Here is a 14,899-nt window from a genome sequence, read left to right on the forward strand (position 1 = left end):
GGGGTGCTACTGGGTGGCGAGGAAGAGGTAGTCGGCGGTGTAGGGCACCTTGGCCGTGGGGTGGGCACCGGCGTCGCAGGTGCCGGCCGGGGCCACCCCGCCCTCGGTGTTGAGCCGCAGGACGGTCCGCGTCTTGGCCAGGAGCCCCTTGTCCGCACCCGTCTGCGTCGCCTTCAGGATGAGCTCGGGGATGTTGCCCTCGCCGTTGTCGAACTTGTTGAGGACGCTGCCGGTGACGGAGGAGCCGTCGGGCGCGATCCACTGCGGGGGCCCCGTGGGACCGGGCTTGGCGAAGCTGTGGTCGATGTCGCCCTGGAGGGTGGCTTCGACGTTGTCCTGGGTGAACGCGAAGGTACCGTCGGGCTGCTTGGTGCAGGCATAGACCTGGGACCCCTTGACGACCCCGCGCAGGGCCGAGTCCCGGATCGTGGCCGGCAGATCGACACGGCCGGGGAGGGCGAACGCCTGGCCGCGGACGGCGCCACCGGGGAACTCGCCGGTGTGCAGGTTGAAGTAGAACTTCTCGGGGTGGGCCTTGATGTCCCGCAGCAGCGCGGCGTCCTTCACCTTCACGGTGCCGTAGACGTGCTTGCTGCCGTCCTTGAGCTTCTCGGTGAAGAACGGGACCTTCACATCGCCGTTGACTCCCCGCCCGCCCTGGTGCAGGTGCGCCAGGGTCGGGGTGTCCGTACCGCTCCACGCCAGCGCGAAGGACACGTCCTGGCCCTGGACGCGCATGAGCGCCACGGCGCGGCCGTCCTTGTCACCGACCGCCGGCTTGCCCTCCACCGGCACCTCGTTGTCGCCGGTGAGGACCGAGGCGAAGAACGTGGCCCCGGCCGCGTCCTTGCCGTAGCGGCCGATCGCCCCCGCGGCCTGCGCGGAGTCCGCCGACGCGTGCCCGCCCGCCGACGCGTGGGCCCCGCCCGCGTCGATGTCGTCGCCGTTGCAGGCGGTCAGCATCAGGGCGCCGGTCATCGCGGATGTGGCGATCAGTGCGAAACGCTTGCTGTTCATGAGGTTCTGCCTCCCCGTGGATGTCACCGCGGGTGGGTCCGCGGTCCGACACCTGAGACACGGGATACTCCTGCGCCCAGGGTCACCCGGTGACAGTCCTGAGACGTTCCCGGAACCGGCCGAGGCCAATGCGACAGCCGCCGGCTCCTCCCCGGACTCCGGCCGAGGACGGTCCGAGCAGGTCCTCCACGCCTCCACGCCTCCACGCCTCCACGCCTCCACGTCGGACCTTCCGTGAGACGGAAGAGGTATTGCGCCCCGGTGGCACCCTTCCGGACGATGTCGCCATCGGCCACCGACGGGAGCAGCAAAGATGCCGCACACCACCGCCTTCGCCAGGAACCAGTGGTACGTAGCCGCCTACGCCCATGAGGTCGGGCGGGAGTTGCTCGGGCGGACCGTGCTCGGTGAGCCGCTCGTCCTCTACCGGACCGAGGACGACGGCCGGCCCGTCGCCCTGCACGACCGGTGTGTGCACCGCCGCTATCCGCTGTCCGCCAGCGGGCTCGACGGCGACCGGATCGTCTGCGGGTACCACGGGTTCACGTACGACACGACGGGTGCGTGCGTGTACGTGCCCGGGCAGAAACGGGTCCCCCGCACCGCCCGCGTCGCCGCCTACCCGGTGGTCGAGCAGGACGCCCTGATCTGGGTGTGGATCGGCGACCCCGCCCTCGCCGACCCGGAGGTCATACCGCGGGCCAGGCATCTCGACTCCCCCGGCTGGGTCACCGTCAGCGGGATGGAGCCGATCGACGCCGACTACGGGCTCCTCGTCGACAACCTCCTCGACCTGTCCCACGAGACGTATCTGCACGGCGGTTACATCGGCACCCCCGAGGTCGCCGAGACGCCCATCACCACCGAGGTGGACGAGGGCGCGGGGATCGTGCGGGTCAGCCGGCGCATGGACGACGCCGCATGTCCGCCCTTCTATGCGAAGTCGACCGGTATCAGCGGGCGGATCACCCGCTGGCAGGACATCGAGTACCACGCGCCCTGTCTGTATCTGCTGCACAGCCGGATCGCGCCGGTCGGGGTCGTGCCCGAACCGGACGGCAGCGACCCGAACGGCTTCCACACCGAGATCACGTACGCCATCACCCCGTCCGCCGACGGCGAGGTGTACGACTTCTGGATGGTCTCGCGCGACTGGGCGACCGACGACGCCGAGGTCACCGAGTTCCTGCGGGCCAACAACCACACGGTCGTGATGCAGGACGTCGACGCGCTCAACCTGCTGCAGCGGACGCTCGGTTCCGAGCGGAGCGGCTACCAGGAGCTGAGCATCAACATCGACACCGGCGGTCTGGCCGCCCGCCGTATCCTCGCCCGGCTGGTCGAGGAGGGCGACAAGCCGGTGGAGAAGGTCCTGTGACGAGCCCCACCGGTGAGGTCTACCGCATCGACTGGCTGCCGGGCACCGACGTGCTCCACGGCACCTGCCACTGCGGGGCCGAGCACACCGCCGAGGACCCGGTCGCGATGTGGGAGTGGATGCTCGGCCATCCCGAGGGACACCTGCCTGAGGGGCACCGCTCATGAGCTCGTACGAAGCCTACGAAGCCGAACTCGTCGTAGGCACACGGGACTTGGTCGCCGACGGCGTGCTCGCCCTCACCCTTCGCCATCCGCTCGGCGAGGAGTTGCCCGGCTGGGAACCGGGCGCCCACATCGACGTGATCCTGGGACCGGGTCTGGAGCGGCAGTACTCCCTGTGCGGCAATCCGGCCGACCGGCACGAGTGGCGCGTCGCGGTGCTGCGGGAGCCCGGGGGACGCGGCGGATCCGCCCATGTGCACGAGCAGTTGGAGGCGGGCGGCAAGGTCCGCGTACGCGGTCCGCGCAACCATTTCGCTCTCCTGCCGTCCCCTCGCTACCTCTTCGTCGCGGGCGGCATCGGCATCACCCCGATCCTGCCGATGCTGGCCGCGGCCGAGGCGGCGGGCGCCGACTGGACCCTGCTGTACGGCGGGCGGACCCGTGACTCCATGGCCTTCACCAAGGAGTTGCGGCCCTACGGAGGCCGCGTGCGTGTCGTTCCGCAGGACGAGTACGGGCTGCTCGATCTCGCCGGGGCGCTCGGCGGGACCCCGCAGCCGGACACGCTCGTCTACTGCTGCGGTCCCGGTCCGCTGCTGGACGCCGTGGAGGAGCGGTGCGCGGGGTGGCCGAGCGGCACCCTGCACGTCGAGCGCTTCCAGCCCAGGATCCCAGAAGTGACAGCTAATCAGGAGCCGCCCGCTGAAGCCGAGTTCGAGGTAGTCCTGGAGCGGTCGGGGCGTACCCTCACCGTGCCCGCCGACGCCACCGTGCTCGACACCGTTCGCGCGGCGGGTGTCGAGGTGCTCTACTCCTGCACCGAGGGCACCTGCGGGACCTGTGAGACGGACGTCCTCGACGGCACGCCCGACCACCGGGACTCGGTGCTCACGGACGAGGAGCGGGCGGCCGGCGAGACCATGCTCATCTGTGTGTCCCGGTGCCTCGGGAAGCGCCTCGTGCTCGACCTGTGATCCGCAGGTCCGCCTCGATCCGGGCGACCGTGGCCAGCAGATGGGGCAGCAGGTCACGGCGTACGGACTCCACCGAGTTGCGGCTGGCGTGCACGGGGATGTTGACGGCCGCCACCACCTCGCCGTCCCGGTCGCGCACCGGGACGGCGACCGAGCGCAGTCCCTCCTCCAGTTCCTGGTCGACGATCGCGTACCCCTGGCGGCGTACCCGGCGCAGTTCGGTGCGCAGCAGTTCGGCCGAGACGATCGTGCGGGCGGTCAGGGGGCTGAGGTCCGCGCGGGACAGCCGGGTGTCGATCTCCTCGTCGGGCAGCTGCGCGAGCAGCACCCGCCCCACCGAGGTGACCTGGGCCGGAAAGCGGCTGCCGACGGTGATGGTCGCGGTCATGATGCGGTGCGTGGGCACGCGGGCGACGTACACGATGTCGTCGCCGTCGAGGACGCACAGGGACGACGACTCCCTTATCTGCGCGACGAGTTGCTCCAGATGCGGCTCGGCGATCTCCGGCAGGGTGAAACTGGACAGGTAGGAGTATCCGAGTTCCAGGACGCGCGGGGTGAGCCGGAACATCCTGCCGTCCGTCTCCACGTATCCCAGGTCGAAGAGGGTCAGCAGGAAGCGGCGGGCCGCCGCGCGGGTCAGGTCGCTGACCCGCGCCACCTCGCTGAGCGTCAGCTCCGGGTGGTCGGCGTCGAAGGCGCGGATGACCGCGAGGCCGCGCTCGAAGGAACGGACGAAATGCGGTTCGCGATCTCCAGCAGGCATCGTCGCCTCCACGGGACGCACGGGGGTGCGCTCTGCGCACGCTAAAAGCACAGATCGGCAACTGTCAACGACCGTGCGTGTCAAGGGCATTGACCTGTTCCCGGGCCAGGTTCTACGTTCCCGCTGAGCACTTCTGTGCGGCCTGCGCACAGCCTGTCGAAGAACTGTCCCGATCGTTTCAGTAGGGGGAGTGATGCGTCGTCTGCTCATCGGTCTCGTGACCGGCGCCCTGTTCGTCGCCGCGACGGCCTGCGGTTCGTCCGACTCCTCCGGGTCGGACGACAAGGACAAGGCGTCCGGCGGTACCACCACGGTCAAGGTCGGCGTCATCCCCATCATCGACGTCGCCCCGCTGTACCTGGGCCAGAAGAAGGGCTTCTACAGCGAGCGGGGCATCGAGCTGTCCCTGACGAGCGCGCAGGGCGGTGCGGCGATCGTGCCCGGCGTGGTCTCGGGCCAGTTCGACTTCGGCTTCAGCAACATGACCTCCCTGCTGGTCGCCCAGTCGAAGAACGTACCGGTCAAGGCCGTGGTGAACGGGGTCGCGTCCACCGGCAAGCAGGGTGCCGACTTCGCGGAGCTGGCCGTGAAGAAGGGCAGCCCCCTCAAGTCCGCCAAGGACGTGGAGGGCAAGAAGGTCGCGGCCAACACGCTCAACAACATCTGTGACACCTCGACCAGGGAGTCGGTCCGCAAGGACGGCGGCGACCCGTCCAAGGTGAAGTTCGTGGAGATGCCCTTCGACCAGATGCCGGCCGCGCTCGAAGGCGGCCAGGTGGACGCGGCCTGTGTCGTGGAACCCGCGCTCGCGAGCATCAAGGCCCAGGGCGGCACCTCCATCGCCTCGCTCTTCGTGGACGTGTCCCCCGACCTGACCGTGGCCATGTTCTTCTCCTCGCAGAACTACGTGCAGAAGAACCCGGAGATGGTGAAGAAGTTCGAGGCGGCGACCGTCGAGTCCCTGGAGTACGCGGACAAGCACCCGGCGGAGGTCCGCGACATCATCACCACGTACACGAAGATCCCGAAGCCGCTGGTGGAGTCGCTGGTCCTGCCGCGGTGGCCCGCCGAGCCGGACCGTCGTTCCATCGAGAGGCTGGCCGAACTGGGGCAGCAGGACGGCCTGTTCGAGAAGGAGCCGGACCTGGACAAGCTCCTTCCGTGAGGGGCGCCAACGCCCTGCTGGGCGCCTGCGGGCTCGCGGCCTTCCTCGCCTTCGGCGAGGCGGTGCCGCGGCTCGGCCTGGTCGACGAGGAGTACTTCCCGCCGACCAGCCGCATCGCCGACGCGCTCGCCGGCGAGCTGTCCGACGACGCGTTCTGGACCGCGCTCGGGGACACGCTCACCGGCTGGGCGATCGGGCTCGTGATCGCGGTGGGCGCGGGCATCGTCGCGGGCGTCCTGATCTCGGTCACGCCGTACCTCCGTGAGGCGACCGCCTCGACGATCGAGTTCCTGCGCCCGATCCCGTCGGTGGCGCTGATCCCGCTGGCCGTGCTGCTGTACGGCACCGAACTGCGCTCGGTGCTCCTGCTGGTCGTCTACGCGTCGTTCTGGCAGGTCCTCGTGCAGGTCATGTACGGCGTCCAGGACGTGGACCCGGTCGCCGAGGAGACCGCCCGCTCGTACGGCCTCGGTACCTGGGCGCGGGTCCGCCACGTCCTGTGGCCCACGGCCCTCCCGTACGTCATGACGGGGGTGCGGCTGGCCGCCGCGGTGGCGCTGATCCTCGCCGTGACGGCCGAACTCGTCATCGGGGCACCGGGGCTGGGGGCGCGGATCGCCGTCGCGCAGACCTCGCAGGCGGTGCCGGAGATGTACGCGCTGGTGGTGGTCACCGGTCTGCTGGGGCTGCTCATCAACGTGGGTGCGCGGACCGTCGAGCGTCGGGCGCTGGCCTGGCACCAGTCCGTACGCGGGGAGGTGGCGGTGTGAACGGCCTGGAACGTGTCCTGCTGCGGCTGGTCCTCGTCGTGGCGCTGCCCACGCTCCTCGTCGTGGCGTGGTGGTACGCGTCGGACGGCAGCACGGACGTCTACTGGCCGCCGCTGCGCACCATCCTCAGCACGTTCCCCGACGTCTGGACCGGCGAGCGGCTGCGCGAGGACGTCCTGCCCAGTGTGCTGCGGCTGAGCGCCGGTTACGCGTGCGCGGCCGTCGCGGGCGTGGCGCTGGGCACGGTGATCGGCTCGTACCGCCGGGTGCGGGCGGTGTGCGAGCCGGTGCTCGAATTCCTGCGGGCGGTGCCGCCGCCCGTGCTCGTCCCGGTCATCATGCTGTTCGCGGGCATCGGCGACACGATGAAGGTCGTGGTGATCGCGAGCGGCTGTGTCTGGCCGATCCTGCTGAACACCGTCGAGGGCGTACGGGCGGTCGACCCGGTGATGTCCGAGACGGCCCGCTCCTACGGCATCACGGGCGTGGCGCGGCTGCGGTACCTGGTGCTGCCCGCGGCGAGCCCGCAGATCTTCGCGGGGCTGCGCCAGGCCCTGTCCATCGGCATCATCCTGATGGTCATCAGCGAGATGTTCGCCGCCAGCAACGGGCTCGGCTTCACCATCGTCCAGTTCCAGCGCGGCTTCGCCATCCCCGACATGTGGACCGGGATCCTGCTGCTGGGGCTGCTCGGGTTCGTCCTGTCGGTCGTCTTCCGGCTGGTCGAGCGTCGTGCGCTGGGCTGGTACCACGGTGCGCGCGACGCTTCCCGGCGGTCGTCGTGAACCTCGCGAAAGGGCGGTCCATGCTCGACGTACGCGGCCTGAAGAAGGTCTACGAGGGATCGGGCCGGCGGGTGGAGGCGGTGCGCGACCTCACCTTCACCGTGGACGCCGGTGAACTGGTCTGCCTGGTCGGGCCGTCCGGCTGCGGCAAGACGACCCTGCTGAAGTGCGTGGGCGGCCTGCTCACCCCCACGGCCGGTGAGGTGCTGGTCGGGGGCCGCCGGGTGACCGGACCGCCGCCGGACATGGCGGTCGTCTTCCAGGAGTACGGGCGCAGCCTGTTCCCCTGGATGAGGGTGCGCGAGAACGTCGAACTACCGCTCAAACAGAAGAGGTTGACGGCCGCCAGGCGGCGCGAGCTGGTCGCCGACGCACTCGCCTCCGTCGGTCTCCTGGACGCGGCGGGCGCGTACCCGTGGCAGCTGTCCGGCGGTATGCAGCAGCGGGTGGCGATCGCCCGCGCGCTGGCGTACGAGCCCCAGGTCCTGTTGATGGACGAGCCGTTCGCGGCGGTGGACGCCCAGACCCGGGCCGATCTGGAGGATCTGGTCCGCGGGCTGTGGCGGCAGCGGGGCATCACGATCCTGTTCGTGACGCACGACATCGACGAGGCCGTCTATCTCGGTGAGCGGGTGCTGATCCTGTCCTCCTCCCCGACCGTCGTGCGGGAGCAGCTGAAGGTCGATCTCCCCGCCGACCGGGACCAGTTGCACACCCGGGTGGCGCCGCGCTTCGCCGAACTGCGCACCCATGTGTACGAGCAGATCCAGGCGGCCAAACGCGGCACCCCGTTCACCGACCGGCTGGTGAAGGACCTGACCGACACACCTCCGCCCCCGTCGTAGGGCGGCGCGCGCACGTGTCACCGGCGGTCGACGAGGGGTGCCTCACGTCTCGGTCGCGGGCACCACGCTGAGATGGCCGGCCGCGCGCCGCCCGCGGCCGGGTCTGGTCCGGCGCTTCGCCGGTGCCGGGCGGCGGGCCTCGCGCAGGACCAGTGTCAGCCGTGTGTACCCCATGTCGTGCAGGGTCTTGGGGGTCTCTCCGACGATCCGGCAGGTGCTCCCCCACCGCGGATCGGGGTGCAGCAGCGGCCGTACCGCGCCGTCGTGCTCGACCGCGTGCGGGCCCACCGAGCGGATCCAGTGGGGCAGGCCGTGCCGGTAGGCGGCGTCCATGATCGGGTCCTGGGCGATGTCCCGCAGGATCGACTGGAGTCCGTGGTCGTGGCCGTGCCGCTCCACGGCGGCGGCGAAGTGCGCCAGCATCGGCAGGCACCAGCTCGACTCGTGCTCGGCGAGGACCGTGCCCGCGTCCGGGTGGAACAGGACGAACCGGAGGAAGTTGTCGCCGGGCATGGCGGTGGGGTGCGGGCCGACCGCGCGGAAAAGTGTCTCGAACGCGTCGTTGGCGAGGACGACGTCCCAGCGGTGGTCGACGACGACGGACGGAAAGGTGACGGCGTCCAGAAGTGCTGCGTAGTCCTGGAGGTACGCCTGGGCCTCAAGACTGTCGGGGACGGGCCGCGGCTGCGGCCGGGGCCCTCCTGCCTGGTATGCCATCGGGAGGTCCACCCCTCTTGCCTATGCGGGCTTCACGCGGCGTCGTGATCCTGCTACCCCGGCCGGAGCGGTGTCAACTATCGTGGCATTTGGCGCCCGTTGACGGCTGAATCCCGCCACAGTTGTGGCGAGACCTGGATGCGAGTTCGACCAAAGGGCTACTCTCCGGTCTTCGGGCAGTTCACGCTGCACAACACGGATCCCCACAGGGACTTCACGTCCGAGGGCTCCGGTTCCCCCACAGCGGTCGGTCGATTGAGACGTAGGAGAACTGTCGGTGACGGATGGCTTCGAGGTTCCGGGCGCCACGGCGACGGGTCTGCTGCCGGCCGTCGTGGCCCGAGTCGCCGCTCTGGCGGACCGGCTCGGCGCACCGCACAGCGAGGTGTTCGACGTCCGCCGGCTGTCCGCCGCGTCGGGTGTCCCCGAGGTCGTGGTGGTGTCCCTGCTGAACGGCCGGTCGGCGGGCGAGCCCGATCTCCAGGCCCGGTTCCTGCAGCGCCTTGACCTGCTGCGCCGCACCCGCCTGAAGCCCAACGGCCGCCGGTACACGCAGCAGGAGATCGCCGACGGCGCGGGCATGTCGCGTCAGCAGGCGGGCGCGCTCATCAACGGCGACCGGCGCCCCACGATGGAGCACTGCGACGCCATCCAGCGTTTCTTCCGCGTCCACGCCGGTTTCCTGTCCGCCGAGGACCCCGAGGCGCTCGCCGGGGCCCTGCAGCGCACCGAGCAGGATCTCCTCCAGCGGCTCGCCGACCGGGAGCGGCAGGCGGACCCGGCGACCGCGGACGATCCGCTGGAGCGGCTGCTGCAGGACCACGGGGTCCGCGGCATCGCCTGGCGGGCCGCGCAGCTGCCCACCGACCAGCACCGGGACAAGGTCGCCGAGTGGCTGGACATGCTCCTGGAGAGCGTCAAGCGGCCCGAGTCGTGATCCGGGGGACCTCCGTGGGCGTCGGAAGGGAGATGCGCCGCCTGTGCGGCGAGCTGGTCGACGAACTGTCGCTCCCGGCACCCGCGGAACCCGGGGAGCTGTACGCGGCGCTGTGCGGGGCCATGAGCAGCAGGCGGGGCCGCCCGGTCCGCTTCCGTACGGCCCCCTTCCCGCCGGGCACCGCCAGCGGGCTCTGGCTCGACATGGCGGACTGGGACCTCGTGGTCGTCGAGGAGCGCACCGCGCCCGACCATCAGCTGGTGATTCTCGGCCACGAGCTGTGGCACATGAGCGCGGGCCACCGCGGCCACCATGTCGAGGGCGCGGCCGTCGCCGCCCGGCTGCTGTCGGACGACGCCGATCTGCGGGCGACGGTCCGCAAGGTGGCGGCGCGTACCCGCTTCGACCTGGCCGACGAGAAGGACGCCGAGAGCTTCGGGCTGCTGCTGGCGAGCAGGTGCCGGGGGTGGCTGGCCGGTCCGGGGTCGCGCGGGCCCGTACGGCGCGAGGGTCTCGCGGGCCGCATCGAGGCGTCCCTGGGCTACCGCGGGCCGCAGGACTGAGAGCGCCGGCACACCGTGGACGGGTCCAGCTACTACCTGCCCGCCGTCGCCATGGCGGCCGTCCTGGCCGTCAAGTCCCCCTCTCTGCGGCGCTCCTGGCGCGATCCGCTGCTGCGGTCGGTGTGCTGGCTGCTGGCGCTGACGGGGCTGGTGTTCTTCTTCGCGGCGCCGCCGACCATCGCCGAGGTCAACGACCTCGTCGGCGTCACGAACGTCTCCGCGCCGCTCGTCTACTGTCTGCTGAGCGCGTTCAGCGCGGCCTGTCTGGTGCTGATCGTCAACTGGCGCGGCGGCCCGCCCGAACTGACCCGGCGGACGTCCCGGCGCTGGATCACCGGGTACGGCGTCGTGATCGTGGCGCTGGTCGTGCTGTTCGCCCTCGGTGACACCCCGGTCGAGCGGCTGCGGGACTTCGACACGTACTACGCCGACGAGCCCTTCGTCCGCGAGATGATCGTGCTCTATCTGGGCGCGCTGGCCGTGGCGGGCGTCGCGATGAACGTGATGTGCGGTCGCTGGGCCCTCCAGGTCCACGGCCGGCTGCGGGCCGGGCTGCTGATCATCGTGGCGGGCTATGTGTGCAACATCGCTTATCTGACCGCCAAGTTCACCGCGGTGGTGACGCGCTGGAACGGCGGGAACCTCGACCACCTCAGCACCGACGTGGCTCCGGTGCTGGCCTCGGCCGGGGCGCAGATCAGCGCGGTCGGCTTCTGTCTCCCGCTGGCCTGCCAGCGCGCCGGCGACACCTGGTCGACGTGGTGCACGTACCGCCGTCTGGGGCCGTTGTGGCGGGAACTGGCACCGGTCTCGCCGTACGCGGGCCGCACGGCCCGGATGTCCTGGTGGTCCCCGGCCGAACTCCAGGTCACGCAGCGGGAGTCGGACATCCACGACGGCCTGCTCAGCCTGCACCCGTACTTCGACACCGGGTTACGGGCCCGTGTGCACGCCGAGGCCCTCGCGACGGGCTCGGACCCCGCCCAGGCCCGCGCGGAGGCGGACGCGGCGATGGTGGCGGCGGCGGTACGGGCCCGGACCGCCGACCCGGAGGGCACACGCACCGAACCGACGGAGCCGACCGAGGCACCGCGCGACCTGGTCCGCATGTCCCAGGCCCTGCACCACTCCCCCGTGGTCGAGGCCACCCGCAACGAGGCCCACCGCTGAAGGGGGCACGACCCTTCCTCGAAGAGGACGCACCCTCTTCGCCGCGCGCCCCCTCCTCGAAAGCGGCGCAGCCCTTTCGAGGGGCGCGGGGAACTGCGCGACCGGCCACGACGCACCCGCAGCCGACACTCGACGCACGAACCCCCGACCCCCCGCCCCCGCCCCCGCCCCCGGGCATCAGGTCGCGCTGCGCTCACTCGCCGCCCGCAACTCCCGCTCCAGCGCACGACTGCGCGCCGTGTCCGCCCGCCCCGCCGCGGTCCCGGGCCGCCCGGCCCGCAGCAGCGCACTCCACCGCTCGCGACTCCAGTCGGCGGGACTCGTCCCCTCGACGAACTCCTGCACGAGCGCGAGAAACCGCACGGGGTCCGTGTGGAACGGAAAGTGCCCGGCGCCCTCGAAGATCTCCAGCCGGCTCCCCGGCATCGCCTCGTGCGCCCCGTGGGCGTGCCGTACGGGCACCACGCCGTCGCGGTCGCCCCACACGAGCATCGTGGGCATGCCCTCGGTGAGGTAGCAGCGGTCGAGCATGGTCACCACCTGGCCGCGCCAGTCGACGACCGCCCGCAGGGTGCGGATGAACGCGCTGCGCGAGGTCGCGTCGGGCAGCGCATCCACGAGGGTGAGCAACTCGGGCGCGTCCTGCCCGAGATCGGTGTCGAGCAGCCGCATCAGCTGTACGAACAGCCGGGCCTGGAACGCCATGCCGGGCAGCTGCAGCGCGGACAGCGCGAGCTGGGCCCCGGGCAGGGACACCGCCCGCAGTACGGGGTTGACCTCACGGCCCACGCCTCCCGCGCCGACCAGGATCAGCCGCTCGGTGCGCTCGGGGAACTGGTAGGCGAACTGCATCGCGACACCGCCGCCGAACGAGTGCCCGACGAGCGTGGCCCGTTCGACGCCGAGCGTGGCGAGCAGATCGCGCAGGCCGTTGGCGTAGGCGGCCACGGAGTAGTCGGCCCGGGGCTTGTCCGAGGCGCCGTGGCCCAGCAGGTCGGGTGCGATCACCGTATGGGTGCGGGCCAGACCGGGGATGAGGCCGGCCCAGGTCGCCGAGGAGTCGCCGATGCCGTGGATCAGGACGAGGGCCGGTCCCTCACCGGTCATGCGGTAGGCGCGGCGGTAGCCGTGCACGACGCGGTGGCGCAGCCGCAGTTCGCCGTCGGCCACCGGCCGCAGCCGCAGGGCCCCGCGCGGGCGCCGTCGTGGGGTGTCGGCCACCGGCTCGTCTCCCCTCTCCGGGCCTGCATTCCAGCGTAAGCCCGTTGTCCGACAAGGGGTTTCCGTGAGGTTTCCCCTCGGCTAACCGGGCGAACGAACACGCACGGAAAGGGCATTGTCAGTGGCGGACGGCAAGCTGGACCCAGCGCCACCGCTGTGCGGCGGCGCGCGCAGGACCGAAGAGCGGAAGCCGAGCCGAACCGGGAGAGCCGTCCGATGCCGACAGCCGTACTGACCGATCACGAACGCACCGCCGTGCAGGCCTATCTGCGCCTGCTCCAGACCGTACGAGCAGCGATGGACACCCCGTCCGGTTCGGGGCGGCCGGTCGTCGTGCCGCCCTCGGCCCTCGCGGAGGCGGAGCGCGCACTGGCCGCGGCGGGCCTTGAGGGCAACGAGGAGGCGTTCTTCCGCCTGCTGCACACCTGGTGCCCGGAGGTCTGATGAACCACCGTCAGCCTTCGGGCCGCCCGTCGCCGGGCGGAGCCGCGCTCAGTCCTGCCCGTGCGGCACGGTCACCGAGGTCGCCACGAGTCCCCGGCCCACCGTCCAGCGTCCTTCGAAGCGGCCGATGCGACGGCCGTCCACCACCGGTCCGGGTACGAGGAGTCCGGCGCTCAGGCCGCCGGACGTGGTGTGTCCGGGATCCATGAAGACCTCGATGTCGGCCTCCGAGAAGTCGAGCCATTTCCCGGTGAGGGGGAACCACGCCTTGTAGACCGACTCCTTGGCGCTGAACAGGAGCCGGTCCCAGTGGATCTGCGGATGCTCTCCGGCGAGCTCGTCCAGCCGCCGGACCTCGTCGGGCAGCGCCACCGAGGGCAGCACGTCGGCGGGCAGCGGCAGATGGGGCTCCGCGTCGATGCCGAGGGAGGCCAGGTCGCTCGCCCGGGCCAGCGCGGCGGCGGCGTAGCCCTCGCAGTGCGTCATGCTGCCGATCAGCCCGGCGGGCCACCGCGGGGCTCCCCGGTCGCCGCTGACGACGGCCTGCGGGGGCACGCCGAGCTTCTCCATGGCACGTCTGGCGCACCCGCGGACCACGGTGAACTCACGGCGCCGCTTCTCGACGGCGCGCGCGATCAGCGCCTCTTCCTCGGGATACAGCTCGGGGTACGGCGTCGGGGCGCCGGTGCCCTCGGCGTGGTCGTCAGCGTGCGCCTCCACGGCCACGACCGACTCCGGGAGCAGTTCCTCGATCACCGGATCCGACCTCCATCGGCAGAATACGGCGCAGTGTGCCCGGCGGTTCCGGGCGCTTGCGCCACTCGCGGGGGTAACCCACGGACACCTCTTCGAAGCGGACGCCGTCGAGCCAGGTGGTGCGGGGAATGTGCAGGTGGCCGTAGACCATGACGGCCACGCGGTGGGTGCGGTGCCAGTCCGCGGTGAGCCGGGTGCCGCACCACATGGCGAACTCCGGGTACCAGAGGACTTCCGTGGGGTGCCGGTCCAGCGGGTAGTGGTTCACGAGCACCGTGGGCAGCCCGTCGGGGATCTCCGCGAGTCTGCGTTCGGTCTCGGCCACCCGGGCCCGGCACCAGGCCTCACGGCTGGGGTACGGGTCGGGGTGCAGCACGTGCTCGTCGGTGCAGACGATGCCGGTGCCGTGGGCGTACGCGAGGCCCTCTTCCTTGGTCGCACAGCCCGCGGGCAGGAACGAGTAGTCGTAGAGGAGGAAGAGCGGGGCCACCACGACCGGTCCGTCGGGGCCCTCCCACACGGGGTAGGGGTCCTCGGGGGTGATCACGCCCAGCTCGCGGCAGAGCCGCACGAGGTATTCGTAGCGGGCCACTCCGCGCAGGGTGACGGTGTCCTTCGGGTGGGTCCACAGTTCGTGGTTGCCCGGTGCCCAGATCACCTTCCGGAAGCGCCGGCTGAGCGTTTCGAGGGCCCAGCGGATGTCGGCCACCGTCTCCGCGACGTCGCCGGCCACGAGGAGCCAGTCGTCGTCGGTCTCGGGGCGCATCTCCTCGACGAGGGCCCGGTTCTCGGCGTATCCGATGTGCAGGTCGCTGATGGCCAGCAGCCGGCCCTGACGGTCAGCCGTCGTCACCCTCGCCCCCTCCCCGTGCCGGGACGCCTCACGGCCGCCCGGATGGGAACACAAGAACACACACGCACGGCGCGGTACAAGAGCGACCGCGTGCGGGGTTCGGACCCGGACACCGAGGCGCCGGGTGCCCGGTCGGGGCACCGGCCCGACCGCGCTCCGCCACGCGACTCGGCACGCCCTCCCGGGCGCCGCCCGAGCGGCCCGCACGCTGCGCACGGCCCGGGGCACGCACCCTCGCCCACCGGCGGGCCGCACACCGCCCCTCCACCCGATCGGGCCTCTGGCCGCGTCTCGCCGACGGGCAGGCCCGCCGGTGCGCCGATCAGTCGATTGGCCGATCCGACCATCCGACGGCGGTGATCTGGAGCACCGGC

The 14,899-nt window shown here is 71.4% G+C and carries 17 protein-coding genes; 11 read left to right on the top strand and 6 right to left on the bottom strand.

Going from position 1 to position 14,899, the window contains the following annotated elements; genetic code table 11:
- Nucleotides 1-6 precede the first annotated feature (6 nt).
- Entirely contained in the window at nucleotides 7-1,017 is a 1,011-nt protein-coding gene (locus J8N05_RS28820) for a CHRD domain-containing protein (protein WP_210887885.1), read from the bottom strand.
- A 313-nt stretch (nucleotides 1,018-1,330) separates the two neighbouring features.
- Here J8N05_RS28820 and J8N05_RS28825 point away from each other — a divergent pair, with 313 nt between their 5' ends.
- The 3 genes from J8N05_RS28825 to J8N05_RS28835 are packed head-to-tail and all read left to right on the top strand — an operon-like array spanning nucleotide 1,331 to nucleotide 3,533.
- Nucleotides 1,331-2,395, top strand: a complete 1,065-nt coding sequence (locus J8N05_RS28825) for an aromatic ring-hydroxylating dioxygenase subunit alpha (protein WP_210887888.1) — start codon at nucleotides 1,331-1,333, stop codon at nucleotides 2,393-2,395.
- Nucleotides 2,392-2,562 (top strand): hypothetical protein, encoded by a 171-nt coding sequence (locus tag J8N05_RS28830; RefSeq protein ID WP_210887891.1) that lies wholly within the window; start codon nucleotides 2,392-2,394, stop codon nucleotides 2,560-2,562. The genes J8N05_RS28825 and J8N05_RS28830 overlap by 4 nt, the downstream gene beginning before the upstream one ends.
- Complete coding sequence (locus J8N05_RS28835; protein WP_210887893.1) at nucleotides 2,559-3,533, top strand: PDR/VanB family oxidoreductase; 975 nt, start codon at nucleotides 2,559-2,561, stop codon at nucleotides 3,531-3,533. Before J8N05_RS28830 ends, J8N05_RS28835 begins: the two co-directional genes overlap by 4 nt.
- On the opposite strand, the gene J8N05_RS28840 is transcribed toward J8N05_RS28835, so the two are convergent.
- On the bottom strand, nucleotides 3,484-4,299 hold the full coding sequence (locus J8N05_RS28840; protein ID WP_210887896.1) for an IclR family transcriptional regulator domain-containing protein: 816 nt from the start codon (nucleotides 4,297-4,299) through the stop codon (nucleotides 3,484-3,486). The two genes, J8N05_RS28835 and J8N05_RS28840, sit on opposite strands and share 50 nt — an antisense overlap.
- A 193-nt stretch (nucleotides 4,300-4,492) precedes the next feature.
- Here J8N05_RS28840 and J8N05_RS28845 point away from each other — a divergent pair, with 193 nt between their 5' ends.
- From J8N05_RS28845 to J8N05_RS28860, 4 genes are read left to right on the top strand one after another with little or no spacing between them, the layout of a single operon-like run.
- Nucleotides 4,493-5,464, top strand: a complete 972-nt coding sequence (locus tag J8N05_RS28845; protein WP_210887899.1) for an ABC transporter substrate-binding protein — start codon at nucleotides 4,493-4,495, stop codon at nucleotides 5,462-5,464.
- Nucleotides 5,461-6,234 carry an ABC transporter permease gene (locus J8N05_RS28850; RefSeq protein ID WP_210887902.1) on the top strand — a complete coding sequence of 258 codons (774 nt, stop codon included), beginning with the start codon at nucleotides 5,461-5,463 and terminating at the stop codon, nucleotides 6,232-6,234. The genes J8N05_RS28845 and J8N05_RS28850 overlap by 4 nt, the downstream gene beginning before the upstream one ends.
- A 5-nt stretch (nucleotides 6,235-6,239) precedes the next feature.
- Nucleotides 6,240-7,019 (top strand): ABC transporter permease, encoded by a 780-nt coding sequence (locus tag J8N05_RS28855; RefSeq protein WP_210890464.1) that lies wholly within the window; start codon nucleotides 6,240-6,242, stop codon nucleotides 7,017-7,019.
- A 20-nt stretch (nucleotides 7,020-7,039) separates the two neighbouring features.
- Entirely contained in the window at nucleotides 7,040-7,864 is an 825-nt protein-coding gene (locus J8N05_RS28860; protein ID WP_210887905.1) for an ABC transporter ATP-binding protein, read from the top strand.
- A gap of 42 nt (nucleotides 7,865-7,906) precedes the next feature.
- On the opposite strand, the gene J8N05_RS28865 is transcribed toward J8N05_RS28860, so the two are convergent.
- On the bottom strand, nucleotides 7,907-8,581 hold the full coding sequence (locus J8N05_RS28865; protein WP_210887908.1) for an MmyB family transcriptional regulator: 675 nt from the start codon (nucleotides 8,579-8,581) through the stop codon (nucleotides 7,907-7,909).
- A gap of 277 nt (nucleotides 8,582-8,858) precedes the next feature.
- Between J8N05_RS28865 and J8N05_RS28870 the strand changes: the two genes are divergently transcribed.
- From J8N05_RS28870 to J8N05_RS28880, 3 genes are read left to right on the top strand one after another with little or no spacing between them, the layout of a single operon-like run.
- Nucleotides 8,859-9,518: a helix-turn-helix domain-containing protein gene (locus J8N05_RS28870; RefSeq protein WP_210887910.1), complete on the top strand. Its 660-nt coding sequence runs from the start codon at nucleotides 8,859-8,861 to the stop codon at nucleotides 9,516-9,518.
- A 32-nt stretch (nucleotides 9,519-9,550) separates the two neighbouring features.
- Entirely contained in the window at nucleotides 9,551-10,081 is a 531-nt protein-coding gene (locus J8N05_RS28875) for a toxin-antitoxin system, toxin component (RefSeq protein WP_210890465.1), read from the top strand.
- Nucleotides 10,082-10,096: 15 nt separating this feature from the next.
- Complete coding sequence (locus J8N05_RS28880; RefSeq protein ID WP_210887913.1) at nucleotides 10,097-11,251, top strand: MAB_1171c family putative transporter; 1,155 nt, start codon at nucleotides 10,097-10,099, stop codon at nucleotides 11,249-11,251.
- Nucleotides 11,252-11,428: 177 nt separating this feature from the next.
- Here the strand turns inward: J8N05_RS28880 and J8N05_RS28885 are convergent, their stop codons facing one another.
- Entirely contained in the window at nucleotides 11,429-12,472 is a 1,044-nt protein-coding gene (locus J8N05_RS28885; RefSeq protein ID WP_210887916.1) for an alpha/beta fold hydrolase, read from the bottom strand.
- Between the two features lie 216 nt (nucleotides 12,473-12,688).
- Between J8N05_RS28885 and J8N05_RS28890 the strand changes: the two genes are divergently transcribed.
- Nucleotides 12,689-12,916 (top strand): hypothetical protein, encoded by a 228-nt coding sequence (locus J8N05_RS28890; RefSeq protein WP_210887918.1) that lies wholly within the window; start codon nucleotides 12,689-12,691, stop codon nucleotides 12,914-12,916.
- Between the two features lie 48 nt (nucleotides 12,917-12,964).
- Here J8N05_RS28890 and J8N05_RS28895 read toward each other — a convergent pair whose 3' ends face one another.
- Together J8N05_RS28895 and J8N05_RS28900 are read right to left on the bottom strand one after the other, a co-directional pair.
- A complete protein-coding gene (locus J8N05_RS28895; RefSeq protein ID WP_210887921.1) occupies nucleotides 12,965-13,672 on the bottom strand; it encodes a 4'-phosphopantetheinyl transferase family protein in 708 nt (235 codons plus the stop codon).
- Nucleotides 13,620-14,525, bottom strand: coding sequence for a metallophosphoesterase family protein (locus J8N05_RS28900; protein WP_210887924.1), 906 nt, complete (start codon nucleotides 14,523-14,525; stop codon nucleotides 13,620-13,622). Before J8N05_RS28900 ends, J8N05_RS28895 begins: the two co-directional genes overlap by 53 nt.
- Nucleotides 14,526-14,899 lie beyond the last annotated feature (374 nt).

The organism is Streptomyces liliiviolaceus, assembly GCF_018070025.1.
Lineage (GTDB): Bacteria > Actinomycetota > Actinomycetes > Streptomycetales > Streptomycetaceae > Streptomyces > Streptomyces liliiviolaceus.